At 62.6% G+C, this 20,068-nt stretch carries 14 protein-coding genes and 1 riboswitch; of the genes, 3 read left to right on the top strand and 11 right to left on the bottom strand.

Annotated features, from left to right (window positions below; all coding sequences use genetic code 11):
- Positions 1-78 precede the first annotated feature (78 nt).
- Entirely contained in the window at positions 79-1,713 is a 1,635-nt protein-coding gene (locus D1Y84_RS14810) for a hypothetical protein (protein ID WP_124849378.1), read from the top strand.
- 119 nt (positions 1,714-1,832) lie between these two features.
- On the opposite strand, the gene D1Y84_RS14805 is transcribed toward D1Y84_RS14810, so the two are convergent.
- The 4 genes from D1Y84_RS14805 to D1Y84_RS14790 form a co-directional block, all read right to left on the bottom strand.
- Complete coding sequence (locus D1Y84_RS14805) at positions 1,833-4,361, bottom strand: TonB-dependent receptor domain-containing protein (RefSeq protein ID WP_124849377.1); 2,529 nt, start codon at positions 4,359-4,361, stop codon at positions 1,833-1,835.
- Between the two features lie 43 nt (positions 4,362-4,404).
- Positions 4,405-4,591, bottom strand: a riboswitch (cobalamin riboswitch).
- Between the two features lie 21 nt (positions 4,592-4,612).
- A complete protein-coding gene (locus tag D1Y84_RS14800; RefSeq protein ID WP_199726421.1) occupies positions 4,613-6,040 on the bottom strand; it encodes an APC family permease in 1,428 nt (475 codons plus the stop codon).
- 123 nt (positions 6,041-6,163) lie between these two features.
- Positions 6,164-7,810 (bottom strand): hypothetical protein, encoded by a 1,647-nt coding sequence (locus D1Y84_RS14795; protein WP_124849376.1) that lies wholly within the window; start codon positions 7,808-7,810, stop codon positions 6,164-6,166.
- A gap of 46 nt (positions 7,811-7,856) precedes the next feature.
- Complete coding sequence (locus D1Y84_RS14790; RefSeq protein ID WP_233581445.1) at positions 7,857-9,695, bottom strand: ATP-dependent DNA helicase RecQ; 1,839 nt, start codon at positions 9,693-9,695, stop codon at positions 7,857-7,859.
- Positions 9,696-9,910: 215 nt separating this feature from the next.
- Between D1Y84_RS14790 and D1Y84_RS14785 the strand changes: the two genes are divergently transcribed.
- The gene (locus D1Y84_RS14785; RefSeq protein ID WP_124849375.1) at positions 9,911-10,705 is read left to right on the top strand and encodes a TIGR04290 family methyltransferase; all 795 of its coding nucleotides are present in this window, start codon (positions 9,911-9,913) and stop codon (positions 10,703-10,705) included.
- Entirely contained in the window at positions 10,702-11,796 is a 1,095-nt protein-coding gene (locus tag D1Y84_RS14780) for an ADP-heptose--LPS heptosyltransferase (protein WP_124849374.1), read from the top strand. Before D1Y84_RS14785 ends, D1Y84_RS14780 begins: the two co-directional genes overlap by 4 nt.
- Here D1Y84_RS14780 and D1Y84_RS14775 read toward each other — a convergent pair.
- The 7 genes from D1Y84_RS14775 to D1Y84_RS14745 all read right to left on the bottom strand — a co-directional run bounded on the left by D1Y84_RS14775 (position 11,777) and on the right by D1Y84_RS14745 (position 19,712).
- Complete coding sequence (locus tag D1Y84_RS14775; protein WP_124849373.1) at positions 11,777-12,913, bottom strand: glycosyltransferase; 1,137 nt, start codon at positions 12,911-12,913, stop codon at positions 11,777-11,779. The two genes, D1Y84_RS14780 and D1Y84_RS14775, sit on opposite strands and share 20 nt — an antisense overlap.
- Positions 12,910-13,995, bottom strand: a complete 1,086-nt coding sequence (locus tag D1Y84_RS14770) for a glycosyltransferase (RefSeq protein ID WP_124849372.1) — start codon at positions 13,993-13,995, stop codon at positions 12,910-12,912. The genes D1Y84_RS14775 and D1Y84_RS14770 overlap by 4 nt, the downstream gene beginning before the upstream one ends.
- Positions 13,992-15,152, bottom strand: coding sequence for a glycosyltransferase (locus tag D1Y84_RS14765; protein ID WP_124849371.1), 1,161 nt, complete (start codon positions 15,150-15,152; stop codon positions 13,992-13,994). Before D1Y84_RS14765 ends, D1Y84_RS14770 begins: the two co-directional genes overlap by 4 nt.
- 66 nt (positions 15,153-15,218) lie before the next feature.
- Positions 15,219-16,514 (bottom strand): TIGR04295 family B12-binding domain-containing radical SAM protein, encoded by a 1,296-nt coding sequence (locus tag D1Y84_RS14760; RefSeq protein WP_124849370.1) that lies wholly within the window; start codon positions 16,512-16,514, stop codon positions 15,219-15,221.
- Positions 16,511-17,641: a GDP-mannose 4,6-dehydratase gene (locus D1Y84_RS14755; RefSeq protein ID WP_124849369.1), complete on the bottom strand. Its 1,131-nt coding sequence runs from the start codon at positions 17,639-17,641 to the stop codon at positions 16,511-16,513. Before D1Y84_RS14755 ends, D1Y84_RS14760 begins: the two co-directional genes overlap by 4 nt.
- A 17-nt stretch (positions 17,642-17,658) precedes the next feature.
- Positions 17,659-18,783, bottom strand: a complete 1,125-nt coding sequence (locus D1Y84_RS14750) for an NAD(P)-dependent oxidoreductase (RefSeq protein WP_124849368.1) — start codon at positions 18,781-18,783, stop codon at positions 17,659-17,661.
- A complete protein-coding gene (locus D1Y84_RS14745) occupies positions 18,780-19,712 on the bottom strand; it encodes a beta-xylosidase (protein ID WP_124849367.1) in 933 nt (310 codons plus the stop codon). The genes D1Y84_RS14750 and D1Y84_RS14745 overlap by 4 nt, the downstream gene beginning before the upstream one ends.
- Positions 19,713-20,068 lie beyond the last annotated feature (356 nt).

Below are 20,068 nucleotides of genomic sequence, written 5' to 3'. Positions count from 1 at the left end.
CGGTAACCTTGCATTGACCTGCTAGTTACTAACAATCGAAGTAATTTCGGTATGCTTGGCTTAGGAAATGCGCTGCCTGTGATCTCACTCTTCTCTGCTGCCTCCAGTCCTGTCGCATCCCTGCTCCGTCCAGCAATCGTATCGGCGATGGCGCTGGTAGCGACCTGTTCATACGCAGCAGGCACATCCATACCTGCCGAGCACGAAACATCCGCCCCTGCGACTGCAGTTGCCCCCGGTCAGCCAGTACCGGCCGCCAATCCTGCTACTCCAGCGATCCCGTCCTCGCCTGCCGCTGAGCCCGCGCTCGCCGTTGCCCTGGTTGATCACTCCCTTCCTGTCGATGCTTTGCCTGACGCCCCGCAACCGGTGCAGCAGTCGCAAACGTCACCGGCCCCGGATGCGCAGCCTTTCCACGTGCCGCGCAACTTCCGCATCACGCCCGCTGCCGGCCGCTCCAGGCTCCCCGGCAAGCTCTCGTACTACCTGCACAGCACCTACTCGGTCCGGAACCTGCTCGAAGCGCTCGCAGTCGCCGGGGTGCCGGAGATCCCGGACCCTCCGCTCTATCCTCACCCGGATGGCCTTTCCGGTGGCCAGTACGAGGAGGCGTTGCAGCTGTACAACGATGAAATCACGGACTGGGGCCATGACACCGAGGCGATCCTGCGCTACCGTGGCCGGCGCGCCGCCGTGGGGCTCGGCACTGCTGAAACCCGCGACCTGCTCAGCAACCTGGTGCTACCCGTCGCCCTGCATCAGGAGGCCCGCTACCTGCCTGCGCCGATCAACTCCGATCTCAGCCAGAGGATGTGGAATGCGTTGGAGTCCATTGTGGTCACGCGCAACGACCATGGCGACATGGCGCCCAACTACTCCAAGCTCGGTGGCACAGTCGGCGCCGCCTTTATCGGCAAGAGCGTCTTCGCAGATGCGTTCAGCGCTCCCGAGCTCAACTCCGGCCATTTTGTCATGCATTACGTGGGCTACAGCCTGCTGGGCGATCTCGCCACCAACACCGCGCACGAGTTGATCCGGGCTGCGCGCGAGCCGGATGCGTCCTACTTTGAGCTCCACGGCCGCGCCACCGAGGACTCTTACTACCCGCTCTCGGCCGGCGGCAAGGTTGTCTACTGGGCGCACAGCACCTACGGCCTGCGCAGCATCGTCACGGCCGGGCTGATCGCCGCCATTCCTCCCGTGTACGACCGGCCCAAGGAACCTACCGGCGACCCGTCCACCTGGGGAATCTACCCGACCTACCAAGAGGCCTATGACAACTGGGGCGAGGCCACGCTGCTCTGGAAGGACAACCTCGAAGACACACTCCGCTACCATGGGCGTCGCCTGATCGGCGGCTTCTCCGAGGTGGAAAGTCAGCTCATCCTGCAGAACCTGCTCGTTCCGGAGATCTTCGGCATGGATCCCCGCTACATCCCGCTCGGCTCGGACCACCCGGCGGGTCAGCGGCTGGCGCACGCCTTTACCAGCATCGTGATCGGCCATACCGATGCGGGCACGCGCACGCTCAACCTGCCGGTGCTGGGCGGCACCGTCGGGGCGGCGGTATTGGCGAAAGAGGTCTACTACCCGCAGCTCGGCGCGCCTGCCCTTGCTTCAGGCAGCATGTTCGCCCGCACCCTCAGCCTCAACTTCATCGCGGACGGCATCTACAACCTTGCGAGCGAGTTCCTGAGGCACCACGACTACTGAGGCTCGATAGCTTCAACCAGTGCGGGGGCAAACGGCAGAAGCGGCGCCCGGGCAGCTCCCGCGTCTGGCTGGGAGCCACGCTGAGAGCCGCCCATTGAGGCCGCTTCCCTTCTCAGCCGCTAGTCGCCCTTGACTACACGCCCCAGCGTGATGCGGACGCCGCCACGCGCGGTCATTGGCGTCGACAGGTAGCCAACGGGACTGATGTGCTGCTGGCTTAGCAGGTTATCGAGCTGCGTGTAGATGCCGATGCGCGTGCTCGCCTGGTACGTACCGCTCGCGTTCACGTTGGCATAGCCATAGTCCAGGTCTCGGTTCGGCAGCAGCAGCGAGTTGCCAAAGCTGGCATCCGCGCCACCGAGCGCTGTTGTGTCATCGGCCCGGCTGGCAAAGGTGGTGCTCGCCACGCCGCTCCACTTGCTGCCGCTATAGGTGAGCGACACAAATCCGGTATGCGGCGGCCGCCGGAACGGGCGCGCGCCTACCAGCGGTGAGTAGTTGCCGATTGCGACCGTCGGGAATGCGGGGTTGATCGAGGGCGCCAGCGCATCCGACGAGAACGAATGCTGCACCACTGCATCGAGGTAGGTGTAGCCACCGCGCACAAACAGGTTTTTCTGCGGTGAGTACGAAAGCTCCGACTCCACGCCCTGCGCACGGAACGAGAGCGAGTTCAGGTCGAGGCCATAAGCATTGTTTGCCTCGAGGTATGCCTCGAGTGCGAGCTGCTGGGCCGAGGTGAGGTTCGGGAGCAGCTGCGGCACCGCGGTCGCGCCCACGCTCTCCACCTGGTTGCCAAACTCGTTGTGGAAGTAGGAGACCTTGAGCAGCACCCGCTCGTTGGCCACACTCTGCTCGATGCCACCGTCGTAGGAACGGGTAAGCGCTGCCCCGATCGGCTGCACCTGGTACTGGTTCACCAGCGTGCTGCCGCCATTCTCCTGTAGAAAGGCCAGCAACGAGCCGGTCTGCTGACCCAGCGTCGGCTCCTTGTATCCCTTGCTGAAATTGAAGTTGACCCGCGTGCCATGGAGCAGTCCCGCACCCGGACGCACCAGGTAGTACGAGGCGCCGAGGTGCGGCGCACCCACCGTGCCAAACAGGCCATTTTTCTCCACGCCGCCGCCCAGCGTATAGAAGAGCCGGTTCTTGAAGTCGCCCTGCAGGGCCAGCGTGTAGTCGTAGTTCTGCCGCTCGATCGGCGTCTTCGAGAACGGGTACGCGGAAACATCGTCCGTCATGCCGCGCTCGTCTTCGTAGCGGAAGGCGGCTACACCCGTGAGGTGCGGTGTAAAGGTATAGCTGGTCTGCGCATGGAGGTTGTCGCGGTTCGACGCAAGATCAGTCCGATACTGCTCGGATCCAACGTAGCTGGTGATGGTCTGACCCGCCACCATGTAGCCGTTCGCGCCCGTGACCGAGACATTCTGCCCCAGGTAAATGCCGTCGTCGGCGTCCAGGGTGCCGGTCGCGCTGAACTGCTGAAATCGCTCACGCTTGCGTGCCAGTCCGTACGTGGCCGAGGCCTGCCAGGCGTCGGAGAACGTGTGCGCGAGCGTAGCGCTGATGAACAGGTTCTGGTCGCCCTGCTTCTCATCGGTCGGCGTGCGGGTAAATGCATATTGCCCGGCCGCGCCGGTGTTGGAGTCGCTGTTGCGGACGGTTCCCCGCAGGGTGGTCGCCGTCGTCAGCGCGTAGCCCAGGTTCGTCACCGAGGTGACATCGTGGTACGCGTTGTGCTCGATCGTATTTGCCGTGGCGTAGTCGCTGAATGCCCCGTAGTAGTCGAGCTTGTTGCGCGTGCCGCCGAGCTGCACCTCGTTGCGATACGTGCCGAAGTTGCCGCCATCGCCCTCGTAGAACAGCGACGGAAACGGCGTGGACCCGCGCGGGGTCGTGAACGCAACCACGCCGGCGCCGGCGTCCGTGCCGTAAACAACGCTGTCCGAGCCCCGGTACGCCTCGGCGCTGGCTATGCCGGTCGTCGCGACATTGGCGAAGTCAAACGTGCCGCCCACATCGTTCATCGGGACGCCATCGAGCAGGATCTTGTTGTCGTCGGAGTTGCCGCCGCGGATGAACAGCGAGGTCACGCCGCCCCGTTCTCCGCTGGTCGCTACGCTGAAACCCGGCACCTGCCGCAGGGCATCGGCCACGTTCAGAAAGCTCTGCAGGTCGGTGCGCTTCAGGTCCGTCACCGACGCGCTCAGCTGCGTCTGCGCCACCGGCGTCCCGGTCGCGCTCACCACGACCGACTGGCGCAGGGTGTCCGGCTGCAACGTCACGTTGCGCTCGACGCTCTCAAGGCTCCCGCCGTAAAAGCTCTCGGTCACCAACTGGCGAAAATTGTTCCCCGTCGCCAGCACGTAGAAGCGTCCGGAATTCGAGGTGGACAGCGTATACGTGCCGTCCGTCCGGGTCCGTGCCGAAATCACGATTTTGCCGTTGTCTACCAGCGAGACGACGGCGCCGGCGATAGGCCGGTTCAACAGGTCCACCACCACGCCGTGCACCTGGGCGGCCTGGAGCGGAACACTGCTCAACAAGGCTGTGGAGGCGACAAGCAGTAGGGTTCGACGGGTGCGACGAAGTCCGCACGCACCACCGGGGGCAGCGCGTAGGCTGCGGGTTGAGAGTTCTTCATGCATAGGAGGGCTTTGCTTTCCCTGTTCCCCTCGGAACAGCGGCTGGTGAGGTCATACACGTGCGGGCCGGTCTCCTGACTCGGCGCCTCCGCTTGCAGCCGTCTTCCCGCGATACTGGCTTCGCGGTGACGCAACTGTGCCACAAGGGTGGTGACGCGCCTTACAGTTGCGGGGCAGTGGCGGAGTCGCACCGCCTTCCCTGTTGCTCCCGCACACGCGAGGTGTTCTTCACTTAGTATGCACGCTCCCTGGCGTCAGTTCGTCCGAGGCGCCTCGTCGTGGGCCTGTCGGCGGAAGGCCAGGAACAGGGGCAAACCACACAGGATGACCCCGCTCCCGATCATGGAAGCACGCAGGTTGCTCTTGTACGAGTACACCAGCAACACCGCCGAAGCAGCGATGAACAGCGCTGGCAGCAAGGGATAGCCCCACATGCGAAACGGCCTTGCGCGCCCCGGCTCGCGGCTACGAAACACAAACAGCGTGCTGGTCGTGATCATGTAGAAGAGCCACTCCGAGAAGATCGCCAGCTCGAACAGCTGCTGAAACCGGCCCACCAGGAGGAGCAGCAGGGTGCTGAGCGCAGCCTGCACCACCAGCGAGGTTGCCGGACTCTGAAAACGCGGGTGGATGCGCGCCAGACGCGCCACAAACAGGCCTTCTCGCGCAGCCGCGAACGGCACCCGCGCGCCGGACATGATCGTGCCATTGAGCGTAACCAGGATGCTGAGAGCCATGCCAACTGTGACCAGCACCGCTCCGAGATGCCCGGAGACCCGGGCCATCGCTTCCGCAGCGGGCCGGGGTGCGGAAGCGATGCTCGCGGCAGGCAGCACGTATTGAACCGCGGCATTTACCCCGACATAGAGCACCCCGACGATCACCACCCCAAGCACCAGTGCCACCGGCACGTTGCGGCCAGGCTGCTTTACCTCTTCGGCGACCATGTTCAGGTCGTTCCAGCCGTCGTACGCCCAGAGCGCTGCAATCAACGCCACCATGAAGCCTGCAAACCCACCCTGCGCCCCAGCGAAGATCGTGTGAAAGTTAGCCGCACGGCCAACCGGGCTCACAAAGCATGCCACGACGATCGCCACCACCAGCAGCAACTTCAACCAGGTGAAGAACAGCTGAAAGTCCCCGGCCTTCTTGATGCCGATGTAGTTGAGCCCGGTAATTGCCCAGCACATGGCGATAGCGAACAACTGCGACCAGAGCACGGGCACAGGCGCATGCACAGCATAGCCGTCGAGCCAGCCCATGCTGGGGAAGATGGCGAGAGCGCGGGTAAGCCCGGTCGTGACGCTGGCGATCGACGCCGGCTTGGCCACGGCGAACCAGGTCCACATGTACAGAAAAGCCATTAGGTCGCCGTAGGCCCGGCGCAGGTACACGTACTCGCCGCCGGCAAACGGCATCATGGCTGCCAGCTCGGCATAGCCCATGGCTCCGAACAGGGTAAGCAGCCCGCCCGTGACCCATGCAAGGTAGACCATGGGCGTCGAACCCACCGCGCGCATCATCTCCTCGGGTACCAGGAAGATGCCGCTGCCGATGATGGTGCCGACCACGATGGCAGTGGCATGGGACACGCCCAGCACCCGTGGGAGCCGGTGCGTTTCCGCCGGGCCGACGCCTTCTCCGTGCTCGAGATTGCGCCCCGGAGCGGTGCCGAGGTCCACTCCTCGCTTTGGTTCTAGGCTTTGCGGGTGTTTGCTCAAGGTGCCATGATCTTCGCCCAGAACCCTGCGCGGGGCTACTGCTTTTCACGTGTCTGTTACTGGCAAATGGCAGCGAGGCGCACCTCAGGCTCCCGCTGCATCGGGGCGCTGCGCCCGCAGCACCCGGAGGAGGCGAACCGCGACCGCCACCGTTGCCGCCGCGACCGCCGCCCACACGCCATCCAGCACATGCACCGCCCACATGGGCGCGACCCCCACGTGCCCAAGCAGCGACGGAAGGAAGTTCCAGGTAGTGATGTGCGCAGCGTCCCAGGGGTCCTCAAACATGGCCGGCGTGCGGAGTCCCCACGCCGCTTGCAGGCCCAAGGCCTGCGCGGCGATGTTGCGGATACGCAGCGCGATCACAAACGTGGGGTGGCCGAATTGCTCCATCTGGTAGATCTCGAGCGGCACCCAGAACATCAGCGAAGCGCACTGCACCACGACACTGCCGGCAACAAGCACCGCGCCCAGCGCCCGCACGCCCCGCCCAAGAGAACTCCAGAAACGCACCAGCAGCGGTACGGCAAGCAGCGTGGCGAACTCCACCGCGCTTGCAACATAGCGATCACCCCAGGCAAAATCACCCGCCCACCACCGGTAGCGCGCATAAAACACGATGTACACCACCAGCAGGCTCAACGTTGCCAGCGCACATGCTTTCCAGGCGGCATCGAGCCGCTGCCAGAGCACCGGCAGCAACACCAGGGCAAGCAGCAGCAGTGGATCGAATAGAAACACCGACTTCTCCGGCGCAAACAGCGGACCCAGCAGTCCGGAGCCGAGGCCACCCTGCAGCCAGTGCCCGTCAAACGGGAAGGATGCCGGCAGGGACGAGTCCAGGCGTCGTTGCTCCTGGCCGAACAGCGCAACATAGGTGCTGGTCCATGAGCCGAAGCGCACATACTGGTACAAGCGGTCCAGCAGCGCGAAGACTGCGTAAATTGGCAGAACAGTGCGGAGGTAGACGCGCGCCAGTTCCCTGGGGCGACGCCCGGCCGAGACACGGCCAGAAGCATGCGCCTGCTGGTCTCCTCGCCGGGCCCACACCTCCAGCAGCACCAGGAACCAGGCCGCCGCGCAAAGGTCCAGTATCGTGGTCAGCCGCGTGAGCAGGTTGAGCCCGAGCGCAGCGGCGCCCCAGCCCAGCACACGCTTGTCTCCGCTTTGCCACCAACGAAATTGCAGCGCAAAGCCAGCCAGCGTCAACAGCAGGATGTAGTTATTCTCGGTCATGTTCTGCGCGTAATGCAGGTGGGTTGTCGCGCACAGCAAAGCGATGCTGCCGGCCGCTGCCTCCAATACCGAGAAACCAAGCAGCCCCAGGAACCAGTACGCGACACGCGCCGTCATCACGTTCACAAAAATGTTTGTGGCACACGAAACCAGGATCGAGCGAATGGCCGGGTCAGCCTGCGACGCTACGTAGTCGCGCCACGCCGGCAGGTGGCTCGCGGCCGAGCCAACAAGATCCATTGGCAGCAGCAGCAGAGACTGGCCAATGCCGTACCAGGCGTAGACCTGCCCGCCTCGCCCGTGGAGCCCGAACTCGGGATATTCGGCAGCAGCCACCTGCGGCTCGCCGGTCCATAAGGCATGCGCAACCTGCAGGCGGTGCGTGGTGTCGGATGTTCCGAGTTCCCCCGACTGGATCAGGAACGTGAACAGTGCGGTAAACAGCAGCAGCAGCGGCAGGGGGCGGCGAAGAAAGAAGAGCTTGGGGTGGTCCATTGCTAACCCATGGTGGCACACTGCGGACGCCTGCCGAAGCTGCCGCTCAACGCAGCTTCAGGTAGGTCGGCCGAATGCGCTTCATTGCGGAGCCTGAGTCCGCAATGAACCGCACCACCAGGTTTTCGCCATCCATCGCGACCACCTTGCCGTCTCCAAAGCGCACATGGCGCACCGCAACGCCCGGCTGAAAGGGTGACTCGGTGCGATCAGGCAGCGTCTCCGGCGCGGTCGTCACGATCGCTTCCCCGCTGGAGTCCAGGGTTACAACCTCCGCTACATCCTTGCGGGCGCTCCGCGGCACCTCGCGGACATTCTCCATCTCAGGATTCGCACAGTTGTCGCAGGTGCCGCAGCGCTCACCCTTGGGCTCATCGAAATAGCCGCGCAGATATTGCTTCCGACACTCGGTCGTCTCCGCAAAGTGCATCATGGCATCGAGCCGCTTGCGATCTTCCTGGCCGCACCGCTCGAACTCCGCCAGCACTTCTTCCAGCTTTTCATTGCTCACGACGTCTTTCGCGAGCCGGTAACCGGCTCCCGAGCGCCGCACAAGGCCGGCATCTTTGAGGATGTACAGGATGCCTTGGGTGCGCTTGCGCGACATCTCCACGCGCTCGGCGACCTGCTCGGTGGTGCCCGGCTTACTCAGCACTCCCAGTACTTTGCTCAACTCATCCGGCCGCGGATAGCGCCCCAGCAGGAAGAAGCGCTGAATGCGCCGGTCTTCCAACTGGTAGAGCAGCACCGCCTCGGCAGGCTTACCGTCCCGGCCGGCGCGGCCGGCCTCCTGGTAGTAGCTTTCGACTGAGTCAGGGAATTCGTAGTGGCACACGAAGCGGATATCAGGCTTGTCAATGCCCATCCCGAAGGCCTTGGTAGCGACCAGCACCTTGTACTCGCCCGCCATGAACCGATCCTGCACGGCCTCGCGTTCCCGCGTTGGCATCTTGCCGTGGTAGCGACCCACCGCAACGCCGGCCTCGATCAGCCATTCGCAGAGCGAGACAGCGGTCTTCACGCTCGCGGAATATACGATTCCGGTTCCCTGCGCCTGCTCGATCAGGTTCAGCAGGCGCTGCTGCTTCGCCTCCTGGTTCACCGTCTGGTGCACGGAGAAGTGAAGGTTTTCCCGCTCGATGCCGGTGTTGATCATGACCGGCTTATTCGCCTTGATCTGCTCCAGGATGTCGGCAATGCACTCCTCGCTCGCCGTCGCGGTAAACAGCGCCACCGGCGGGTTTCCCATTTGTTCCCGGGCATAGCCCAGCCCGAGGTAGGCAGGGCGAAAGTCGTGCCCCCATTGCGAGATACAGTGCGCCTCGTCGATCGCGAGCAGGCTCACCCCGACCCGCTTCAGCAGCGCCAGCATGTCGGCATTTTCGAGTCGTTCTGGAGTCAGGTAGAGCAGCCGCGTCTCGCCGGCACCCAGCGCTCTTTCAGCTTCGGCAGTCTCGGCCGCCGTAAGGGTCGAGTCCAGGCGGGCCACTGCTAGGGCGGCAGCCTCGGCCTTCTGCTCCTGGTCCTGCATCAGGGCGATCAAGGGAGAGACAACCACTACCAGCTTCGGCAGAAAGACCGCCGGCAGTTGGTAGCAGAGGCTCTTGCCCGAGCCGGTGGGCATGAGCGCAAGCACGTCCTTGCCCGCGAAGACTGCCTCCAGCACCTCCCGCTGCCCCGGTCGCAGGGCTTCCACGTGGAAGCGCCGGAGCGCTTCCCTGCGGACCCTGTCCCAGGGAATAGCTGCTTCACTGCTGTTCAACGTGGACGCTGCCTTGCGGCGCCTTGCGTGGCTCCCCGCAGCAAGTTTCTCGGCAGCTTCTTCGCTGCTCCCTGACTGGGTCTGCCCGGTCATACCCTCATCACTCTTCTCTGCTTCCTGCAAGCCAGCTCGAACCATTCCGTCTGAGATGCGTGTGTTCTGCAAACTTCGCCCCGAACGGCATGGCGCCCCCCAGCGAATGCTATGACAATGTGAATACATCTTCATCGGATTGCGGATGCCGGGGTGGTCACTTCGAACGCCGCAGCCTTGCGGCACGCAACACGCATCCACCATCACAAGCACGCAGCATAATGCCATGGAGGCCTGCCTCGGATATGCCGGAACAAACACAAGCTGCCGCAACACCCCAGCAGCAGCTACACCGCGCACAGATTGAAGCGCTTGCCCCCTGGTTTCACAACATGTGGCTTGATGGAATTCGCACTGCGCCGGAGCACTTTCTCGGCGACTATCCCCACGTGAAATACATCCGCTTCCGCGACACGCTGCCCGCGGACATGCGCGGCAAAACTGTACTCGACATCGGCTGCAATGCAGGCTTTTACTCCATGGAAATGAAACGGCGCGGGGCTGACCGCGTGCTGGGCATCGACACCGATAATCGCTACCTTGCGCAGGCTCGCCTGGCGGCCGGCATCAATGGTCTCGATATCGAGTTCCGCCGCATGTCGATCTGGGACGTAGGTTCGCTCGGGGAGCGCTTCGATCTTGTAATTTTTATGGGCGTGCTCTACCACCTGCGGCACCCGCTGCTGGCGCTCGACCTGCTGCACGAGCATGTGTGCCGGGACATGTTTCTGTTTCAAAGCCTGCAGCGCGGGCAGGAGGTCATCGAGAAGGTCGAACCGGATTACGGTTTTGACGAGACTGCCGTCTTCGATCGGCCAGGATACCCGAAAATGCACTTCATCGAAGACCGCTACTGCGGCGACCCTACGAATTGGTGGCTGCCAAACCGCGCCTGCACCGAGGCGATGCTGCGCAGTGCAGGCTTCAACATCCTGGCGCATCCGGAGGAGGAGGTGTACCTGTGCGAACGGGCGCAGCTTTCCCCCGGGAGCGAGCACAGTGTGTATCCCTCGGCCGGTATTCGCCCGGGCGCCAGGTGACACAACCGCTGCTGGTTAAGACAGGTCTCGAGCATCACGTCGACAAACGTGAAGCAGCACTGACACGCGCTGAATCGCAGCTTGCCCTGCGTGCTGTGGAGCATGCACTGGAGGCATTCGATGCCGCTGAGCAATTGGGAGCCGACCCGGACCAGTGTGCCGGCGGCCGCTGGTTCTGCCATATGCTGCTGGGTGATTTCCAGAGTGCGTGGCGCGAAAGCGACGCCATCCGGCAGCGGGGCACCCCGGACCCAGCCAGGGTTTGGAACGGTGAGCCGGTGCACGGGCGGAGGGTCCTGATCCGCTCCGTCCATGGCTTCGGCGATGCCGTGCAATTCCTGCGGTACGCTCCGCTGCTGCGCGCCATGGCGACCCATGTCGCGGTGCAGGTCGCGCCTGCCCTTGCGGAGCTCGCACGGGGCGTCGCAGGCATCGACCAAGTTCTAGTGTGGGAGGAGGAAACAGCATTCGATAGGCAGCTTGAAATAACCGAGTTGCCTTACCTGTTTCGATCCACGGCAGACACACTGCCCTCTGCCTTTCCTTATCTTCAAGTGTCCGCGTCACAACGAGCCGCCGCGCGTCGTGTAGTGCCGCCGTCCCACCGGGTGCGCGTCGGCGTGGTGTGGACCGGGGGCACCTGGGACAGCACGCGCTCCCTGCCGCTCAGCGTTATGGAACCAATACTGTTGCATTTTCCCCAGGTAGAGTTCTGGAGCCTGCAGCAGCCGGCAGACAATGCTGACTGGTTTGTTTTGTGTGAGCGCATGGCCTGGGGCAATCGCGCCATCGATGCAGCATCCATCGCGGAGCTTGCTTCCTACGCAGCCGAGATGGACCTGGTGCTGACCATCGACTCTCTTGCCGCACACCTGGCCGGCGCGCTGGCCAGACCGGTGTGGGTTCTGCTCAAGCAGGAGGCGGACTGGCGCTGGATGCTGGACCGCAGTGACTCGCCCTGGTACCCGACGATGCGGCTCTTCCGGCAGCCATCCGCCGGCGACTGGGCCGGAGCGCTCGAGGCGGTGGGCACAGCGCTCTCGAGATGGCTCGAAGACTCTCGTCCCCGCTCTACAACGCCCGGACTGTAGATCGAGCCGGGCCAACCTCGTGCGATGGTTCCGCTTTGCTCCGTGACTCGCCGAGACGCTCCACGATCCGCTCGAACTCTGCCGCGCGATGCGTCGAGGTGTGGCTCGCGAGGATTCGCTCCCTGGCTCTCTGCCCCATGCGGAGCCGATCGGCTTCTGATATGCCATGGAGCGCTGCGAGTACGTCGTCGGCGTCGCCTACGGTGACAATCTCCTCCCCGGGAGTGAGAAAGGTTTCAAGGCCAGACCATGCATCGGAGAGGATCGCGGCCCCGCAGGCCGCGGCCTCGAACAGGCGTACCGAAGGCGAATAGCCGGCTTCGACCATGTCGTATCGCGTGAGATTCAGTGAGAAGCGCGCGCTCGAATAGAACGCCGGGTGCTCCGCCGGGGCAACATGCGACAACAAGCGCACATTGGGAGCCCATGAAACGTCCGTCGGATACATAGGGCCGGCGACCAGGAAAGCACGGTCTGCCAGCCGCTGCGCCGGCGCATCAACGAACTGCATGAGCTTCTCCTGCCGGTCGGCCGCATAGGTGCCGAGGTAGGACAACTCCGCGCGGTAAGCCGCCTGCGGCTCCTGTGGCTGGTACACGTCCGCGTCTACCGAGCAGTGCAGCGGCACCGCGAGAGGCGAGCCGAACCGCTGCTCGATCTCCTGCAGCATCGGACCGCTGGTGAAGCTCATGTACGCGGCATATGAGGGAATCAGCGCTGCATCGAGATAATCGGTGCGACCTTCGGTTCGTAGCTTCGCGATCGTGATCGGCGTGTCGATGTCGTAAAACGTGACCGGGCACCTTGCAGCATCCAGTAACGTACGCGTGGCCTCGATGGCATCCGGAAAGTAGGAGCCGATGACGATCACATCCGCATCGGCGGCGAGCTGCAGAGCCCGCACGCGACCGTCCACGTTCCAATCTTCGTACAAATGAATGCGGCAGTACGATGCTTCGGGCAGGTCGCGATGACTGCGATACCACTCCACATCCTTCTCGATGAAGTCGATGGAGTGGCCGCGAGCATGGACCGCACGGCACAAGGCTCGAAACGTCGTGGCATGCCCGTTGCCCCAGGATGAAGTGATCGTAAGTCCAAGGATGAGGATCTTCATGCGACGGGTTGCTGCTGCCGCTCCAGCAGTGTTCGGAACGTACTGGATGCGTGCGCGGCGCGTTGCGCGTAGGTGTGATCCCGCAGTGCCCGAGCCAGAAAGCGGTCGCCGATCGCCTGCTGCTGCGCAGGCGTGTACGCCGTGATGGCGGCGACTACGTCTTCGGCGGAACGAACCACCAGTATCTCGCTGCCGGGTTCGAACACATCGTCGATCCCTGGCCAGTCATCGCACAGCAACGGCGTACCAGTGCCCGAGACCTCGAAAATTCTCGTTGGCGGCGAGAAGCCCGAGTTCGCCATGGAGCTGCGATTGATATTCATCACGAACGATGCGGAGCAGTTGACACGGTTATGTTCGGCAGTCGGCACGTGACCGATCCAACGTACATTTGCAGGCAACTGCTTGTCGCCCCAGCCCTCTCCGCCCAGCAGAAAGCGCTTTCCAGGTGCCAGCTCGGCAGCCCGCAGAAAGAGTTCTTCCACACGCGCTTCGCGGTCAGGCAGCCGGTTGCCAAGAAACGCCACGTCAGCCGCAAGCGCAGCCACGGCAGTTACAGGGTGGTGCGTCTCAGGGTCAAGACCGTTGTAGATCGAGGTGTAGTTGCGTGCGCCAAACTCTTCGTACTGCCGCTGTGTTTCTGCCCCGCCACCGTAGGTAAGGACCGCGTCGTACCGGGGGATGGCCCGCGCAAACGCGTCCGTGGGGTCGGCGTGCATGCGCGCGATAGTCGCAGGTGCATCCACATCCCAAAAGCACACTATGGCTGCCGGCTGGCACTCCAGCACGCGCAGCTCAAGGACCTCGTCATCCACACCAATGCCCGAGTGCTTCACTACCACATCTGCCTGCGCGGCCAGTGCGAGCACTCGGTCGATGTCGACAGCTGGCTGGTAGACGATCGACTCGACATAGCTGAAGTCGTCGGCGTCGCGATGCTGCTGACGGCTATATGCATCGGGCTCGGCAAACGTGATGCTGTGTCCTTCGCGCGCAAGATACTTGTAGATGCCACGGTAGTACGTAGCGGCTCCATTCCAGTATGACGAGGTGATGGAGGAACCTATGGCGAAAATCTTCATCGGGCAAGAACCTCTTCGAAAATGCTGCTGAGCTGTTGAGCCCGGTGGGCGCAGGTGTGTCGCTTGCGAATGGCCTCCACGCCCCGCTGCGCCTGCTGCTCGGCTGCGGCAGGATTGGCAAGCAGAAACATCATCGCCTCGACCATCTCCCCGATATCTCGCACCAGCAAGAACTCTCCCGGTTCGAACAGCGCTTCACTGTCAATCCATGGCGCTGAGATCAACGGAATGCCGGACGCCAGCGCCTCGAACACGCGAATGGTCGGAATGCCTGTCATCGCTGCCGCGTAGTACTGCCTTGGGATATGCACGGTGAGGCGCGCTGCTGCGTACTGCGCCGGCGCATCGAGGTTGGGCAGGTAGCCTCCGAACGATACTCCCGCTTCGTCCAGTTCGCGCAGGGCATCTTCAGGGTAGCGAACGCCGTAGATACAGAAGCGTCTGTCGGCAAGTGCCGCCGCTGGCTGCACCAGGAAGCTGCGTATCTCGGCCGAGCGCTCGTCATCGCCCCAATTGCCTACCCACACCACATCCTGCTCGGCATTGGCTTTTCGCGGAAAAAAGACTGTTGTGTCCGCCGCCTCGTGCAGCGTCCAAACGTGGGCGATGCCGAAGCGCTCCTGGTAAATCTGGCGCAGGGCCTCACCGAATGCAAGGACGCCATCAAACCGCTCCACCTGCAGCAGGCGGATCTGCTCCGGTGTGGAACTTGCGCGATGGTGCGTATCGTGAAATAACGCGCGGAAGCCGAGCTCGTCGCGAAGCTCCAGCAACTCTGCGATCAACTCCGGGGGGTTCCACTCGTGCACAACCACAACGTCAAACCCTGCAAGCGATGCGCGCAGGGCCGATCCGTTCGCAACACCCGGCGCGTACCGCTCGACGTGGATATCCGGGTACACGGCATGGAACTGTGCGAGGGAGTAAGTACCCTTCGACTCGGTCAGCAGGTTTTCGCTTGACCAGTTCTGCTCCGGCTCAAACACCGTGACGTCATGACCCTGTGGAGCGACGGCTTCCGGGTCCACGACCGATGCGTCCGCAGTATGCCCACTGCCAAGCGCGCGTACAAGGCCGCGCAGGTAGTGAGCGTTGCCGTTGTTCCAGTCCGAGCAGATCGAGTGCACAAAGAAGGCAACGCGCAGTCCACTAATCAAGGACGGCTCCGTCGACCAGGCATGCCCCGTGTAGGCGCAGAGACTCGCAACGTGCGTTCGCCGAAATCAGCACGTCGCCTCCAGCTCCTGCATGGATACGGGCTGTTGTTCCTGGATATCGCTAAAGCCTTTGTCCTCGAACATGCCGAGATAGAACGCGTGTGCACGCTCCCAGGCCTGCTCGTCCGGTTGAGCGCCAAACGTTTCCACGTACTGCGGAGAGCCCGGGAACGGGAACATCGGAACCGGCTCCGAAACCCAGACACCATGCGCCTTGAGCTGCTCCTGGAACTCGCGCACAGCCACCGGATTGTCGTGCTCAGTCTTGATCAGATTGGCCTGCACCCAGGGGATCCGTTGCCGCGCGTAGATCAGGAGTTCCGCTATGCGCTCATTGGCAAAGCGGCAGTTCTTGTTCATCTCGTCGCGACCTTCCTGCGTGATGGACTCGATGCCGCACTCGAAGGAGATGCAGTGCGCGCGGCCGAGAAGATCCAGCGACTCCTCATTCCACAAGTCGATGCGCGACTGAAAGCCGATCGAGATCGGGCGCGCTGCGATCCCTTCCAGCAGCTCACGCACATGCTTGCCTACCCCAAAGATCTCGTCGATGAAGTAGATGTAGGTAACGCCACGCTCGATCAGCGCGTCAATCTCTGCGAGAACGTGGGTGACGTCGCGCTCGCGATACTTGTTGCGAAACAAGGTCTTGTTGCAAAAGGTGCAGGCATACGGACAGCCTCGTGCAAACTCCACTTCAGCACCGAGCCCGGTGACTTCGGTAAACACGTGGTGCTTGTGCCCGTGGCGCTCCACCGGATAGTCAGAGTAGTCCAATGGGCCAAGTGCACGCATATCCGTGACGCCGAGATTTTCAGATGCGGAGCACACGCGGCCGTTGTCCATCCAGACGCAGCCAGGGATGTACTCCCGCGGGTGCGTTGCCAGCATGGCAAGGGTCTGGTCGGGCTCGCCTCGCAGCACCACGTTGGCTCCTGTTTTCCGCAGCGTGGCCGCCGGGGTCGCCGATCCATGAGGGCCGATTACTACCGTTGTGGAGCGGCGATCGAGCGAGCGCAGCCATTGCGCCGGCACCCGCAACTCTGGTTGCGGGCAACGCCAGAACAGGTAGGAGTTCGCAGTCGGAATCACGAGAAAGTCCTCGCCGAAATCATCAAGGCGCTCTATGACGTCAGCCGGCGAGAGCTCCTCGATAAAGGCATCCACCAGCAGGACGTCGTGACCGGCTGCCCGCAGAAACTCACGCGCTGACAGGAGTTCGATGGGCATCACCGGCTGCCGCGAGCCGAAATAGGTGGACCCTTCGAAACTCCAATGCGGATTGACCAGGGCGTACTTCACGACGCCACCTCGTTGGCAAGCACATCTGCAGTGGGCTGGGTCGGTGGCGCGGCCTGTCCAAATGGAGCATGCACGGTGCCGATCAGCTCGCGATTGTGATCCCAGAAGGCTTCGATATCCGACAGAATCTCCGTGAGGTTCTTGCGTGGGGACCAGCCAGTGGCGGCCTTTATCTTCTCGATGTCGGAAATGTAAAGCGGCTGATCGCCAGGCCTGGCCTCGTCATAGTTACAGAGAGGCGCGATGCCCGTCTGCTGCTCAATCGATGCAAGCATCTGCGCTACCGACGCTGCCTGCTGCATACCGCCGCCCAGGTTGTAAATCTCGCCAGCGGTCACGTCGAGGTTGAGCCGCGCCAGGTCAATAGCGTCCACAAGATCGTCGACGTGAAGAATGTCCCGCACCTGTCGGCCATTGCCGTAGATCGTGATGGGCCGGCCGGCAAGCACCGAGTAGAGAAAGTGCGCTACCCAGCCCTGGTCTTCGTTGCCGAATTGCCGGGGTCCGGCAATGCAAGACATGCGGAATACGATCGTTTTTAGCCTGTAGATCCGCGCGTAGTCGCGCACGTACTGGTCTGCAGCGCCCTTGCTGCAGCCATATGGAGAATGGAAGTCGAGCGGCGTATCTTCGCGCGCGCCACGAAACTCCACATCGTCTGCCTGGTAGGCAGAGCCTTCCACGTGCACTGGAACCGTTTCGAGCCCGCCATACACTTTGTTTGTGGACGTAAAGAAAACCAGAGGGTGCCGCTGGCTCAACCGGGCAGCTTCAAGCACGTTGAATGTGCCAAGCGCGTTTACCTCGAAATCGGTGCGCGGTTCCACCACTGAGGAGGTCACCGCGACCTGCGCTGCCAGATGGTAAATCTCCGTGGCATCCGTGGCTGCCTCGGCGACCTGTACTGCATCGCGAATATCGCCCTGCAGGAAGCGGAACGCTTGCCCGGCAGGCAGCGAACGCAGCCAGGCCAGGTTGTGCTCGACGCCTCGCCGCGAGAGGTCGTCGAAGATCGTGACATGTGCATCCGCCTGCTGCATAAACCGCGCAGCCAGATTGGAGCCGATAAACCCCGCCCCGCCCGTGATGAGGACGCGGCGGGGGCTTCCCTGTGTATGTGCTGCCATTCGTATCCTTCTATCGATCAGGCTGTCAGCCCGTAAGTCGTAAGATGCTGCAGCATGGTCTCGGCTTTGTCCTCTGCCTCCTGCGACTGAAGCCAGGTTGCAAGCTCCGCGAACCCTTCTTCGTGCGTCACCTGTGGCTCATAGCCGAGGCAGGCGCGCGCCAGCGTGAGATCGGCATAGCAGTGGCGAATGTCGCCCGCCCTGTACTTATGCGTAATCACAGGTTCGAAGTCGACGCCAAGCGAACGCGCAAGGATGGAGGCTACATCGCGGATGCTGATGGGCCGACCGCTGCCGATATTGATGACCCTGCCGTTCGACTCGGGTCGCTCCAGTGCAAGCATGTTCGCGCGCACGATGTCGTGCACACTTACGAAGTCCCGCATCTGCTCGCCATCTTCAAACACCATCGGCGCCTGCCCGTTCAGCATGCGCGATGCGAAGATGGCAGCCACTCCGGTGTATGGATTCGAGAGCGCCTGCCGAGTGCCGTAGATGTTGAAGAACCGAAGCGCGGTGACCGGCAACCCGTAGGTGCGGCCGTAGATCATGCACAGCTCTTCCTGGTCGCGCTTCGACAAGGCATACATCGAGTTGATCTCCGATGGCTTGTCTTCGCGCGTGGGCGCCGGTTGCAGGGCGGACCCGCAAGGCTCGCAGTGAACCTCCCACCGCGACTCCTTGAGTTGCTGCAAGCCCCGCACAGGGGGATTCATCGCGCACTCGCACTGCGGACAACGGTACTGCCCTTCTCCGTAAATCGACATGGAGGAGGCGACCACGAGTTTTTCCGGAGCGAGTTTCAGGTCCAGGATCGCTTGCAGCAGCTCAGCTGTTCCCTGCGTGTTGACGCTCATGTACCGGCTGATCTCGTACATGGACTGCCCCACACCCACCGTGGCGGCGAAGTGGTAGACCACGTCTACGCCAGGCAGCACCTTGCGCAGGAGCTCGCCGTCACGCACATCGCCAACCACGAGTTCAACGTCGGGCGACAGGTATTCAGGTCGTTTGCCCTCCGGGTGCACCTGCGGGGTCAGGTCATCGAGGATGCGGACCTTGTGCCCGGCGCGAAGCAGGCCGTCGGCAAGATGCGATCCCACAAAGCCGGCCCCTCCTGTAATCAATATCTGTTTACTCATCGGCTCTGCGCTACCTCCAAATGGCTCTGCTCTGTGGTGGTTGCGGCTGGGGCATAGTTACAAACCGCCCACTCTGCAAACTTAGCAAATTCATCGTTATCCGCCGGGGGGCTGGTGTGGTGGGGCTCCAGGCCAAGGTGCTGCGGGGTAAAGCAAAGTGTCAACGACACCTCGAAATCAGCAAGCGCCGTCATCATCGTGTCGAACCAGGCTTTCGCGTTGGGTCGATAGCTATCGGCCCAACTCAGCCCGGTGCGGATACGGCGAATGTTGTGGTCGCGCATCCACTGCACACCCTGCTCCAGGCGCGGGTCTTCAAAGTGGAACCACTGGCACAGGCCCACCTCGCCATCCGAGGGAAAGCTCTCGGCAAAGAGCTTGGGCGTTCCATCATGCCGCAGAAGGCCCATGTAGTAATGCCGGTAGTAAGACGAGCCTTCCGCTTCTTTGTGCCGGGTTTCCGCAGGCCAGGTCGGGGGCAAGTCAAACAGCGAGTACCAGTGAACACGCTCGGCGCAGCCGCGCAGCAGGCTCAGCGTACGCTCCAGTCCAAACGCCGCAACCTCCTCTGCGCCAAATGAAGACGCGCCCACCTCCGTCACCCAGACCGGCAGGCCGGACACTTCGCGCGCTTCCGCGATCCGCATGGGCCACTCGTTGATGGACCAGTGATTCCAGTCGAGTGGGAATCCATGCACCCCGACTGCGTCCACAGCTTCCATCACGCCCTGTCGACGCATCGTTCGCAGGAAGTCGCAATCGCAGGACGAAACACCGCCCAGCACCACAGGAATTTCGGGATTTTGCTTGCGAATCGCAGCTGAAGCCCGCTTCACCATGTCGGCGAATCGCTCCCAATGCGGGTCCAGATGAAAGTTCCAGTGCGAGAGGTTGTTTGGTTCGTTCCAGAGGACAAAAGCCTCAACCATAAATGTGCTGTCCTGACGGCAAGGCATAGCCTGGCACCGTTTTGATGTATGTTGCCTGTCGCCGCAGAAGACCTGTCACTGAGAGCGATCCAGACGGTGGCCGGTCAATCCAGGCCCAGGGTCGCTCTTAGCCGACAATGCCTATTGGCCGTAGCTTAGTAGATGCAGCTTACTACCTGCGTGCTGGATCGAGCAGTCGTGAAATGGGGCGGCGCCGGGAAAAAGGTGGGGACTTGAAGGTTGTTGGTGTGACTATTCCCAAGTTGCGGAGAAAAAGCTCATCGTTGTGCACCGAACAGAATTCTCACCTTGGCCACGGTAAAGTATCCCGCCCTTAGACTGCCGTTCCACTCAGG

Source organism: Acidipila sp. EB88 (assembly GCF_003858395.1).
In the GTDB taxonomy this organism is placed as follows: Bacteria; Acidobacteriota; Terriglobia; order Terriglobales; family Acidobacteriaceae; genus EB88.
This window is presented reverse-complemented; position numbering and strand designations above follow the sequence as displayed.

What these genes read in the sequence shown, in the direction of transcription:
- D1Y84_RS14770 (WP_124849372.1), bottom strand. Translation starts at nt 13,995, where the DNA reads ATGAAGATTTTCGCCATAGGTTCCTCCATCACCTCGTCATACTGGAAT.
- D1Y84_RS14785 (WP_124849375.1), top strand. Translation starts at nt 9,911, where the DNA reads ATGCCGGAACAAACACAAGCTGCCGCAACACCCCAGCAGCAGCTACAC.
- D1Y84_RS14750 (WP_124849368.1), bottom strand. Translation starts at nt 18,783, where the DNA reads ATGAGTAAACAGATATTGATTACAGGAGGGGCCGGCTTTGTGGGATCG.
- D1Y84_RS14775 (WP_124849373.1), bottom strand. Translation starts at nt 12,913, where the DNA reads ATGAAGATCCTCATCCTTGGACTTACGATCACTTCATCCTGGGGCAAC.
- D1Y84_RS14745 (WP_124849367.1), bottom strand. Translation starts at nt 19,712, where the DNA reads ATGGTTGAGGCTTTTGTCCTCTGGAACGAACCAAACAACCTCTCGCAC.
- D1Y84_RS14805 (WP_124849377.1), bottom strand. Translation starts at nt 4,361, where the DNA reads ATGCATGAAGAACTCTCAACCCGCAGCCTACGCGCTGCCCCCGGTGGT.
- D1Y84_RS14755 (WP_124849369.1), bottom strand. Translation starts at nt 17,641, where the DNA reads ATGGCAGCACATACACAGGGAAGCCCCCGCCGCGTCCTCATCACGGGC.
- D1Y84_RS14795 (WP_124849376.1), bottom strand. Translation starts at nt 7,810, where the DNA reads ATGGACCACCCCAAGCTCTTCTTTCTTCGCCGCCCCCTGCCGCTGCTG.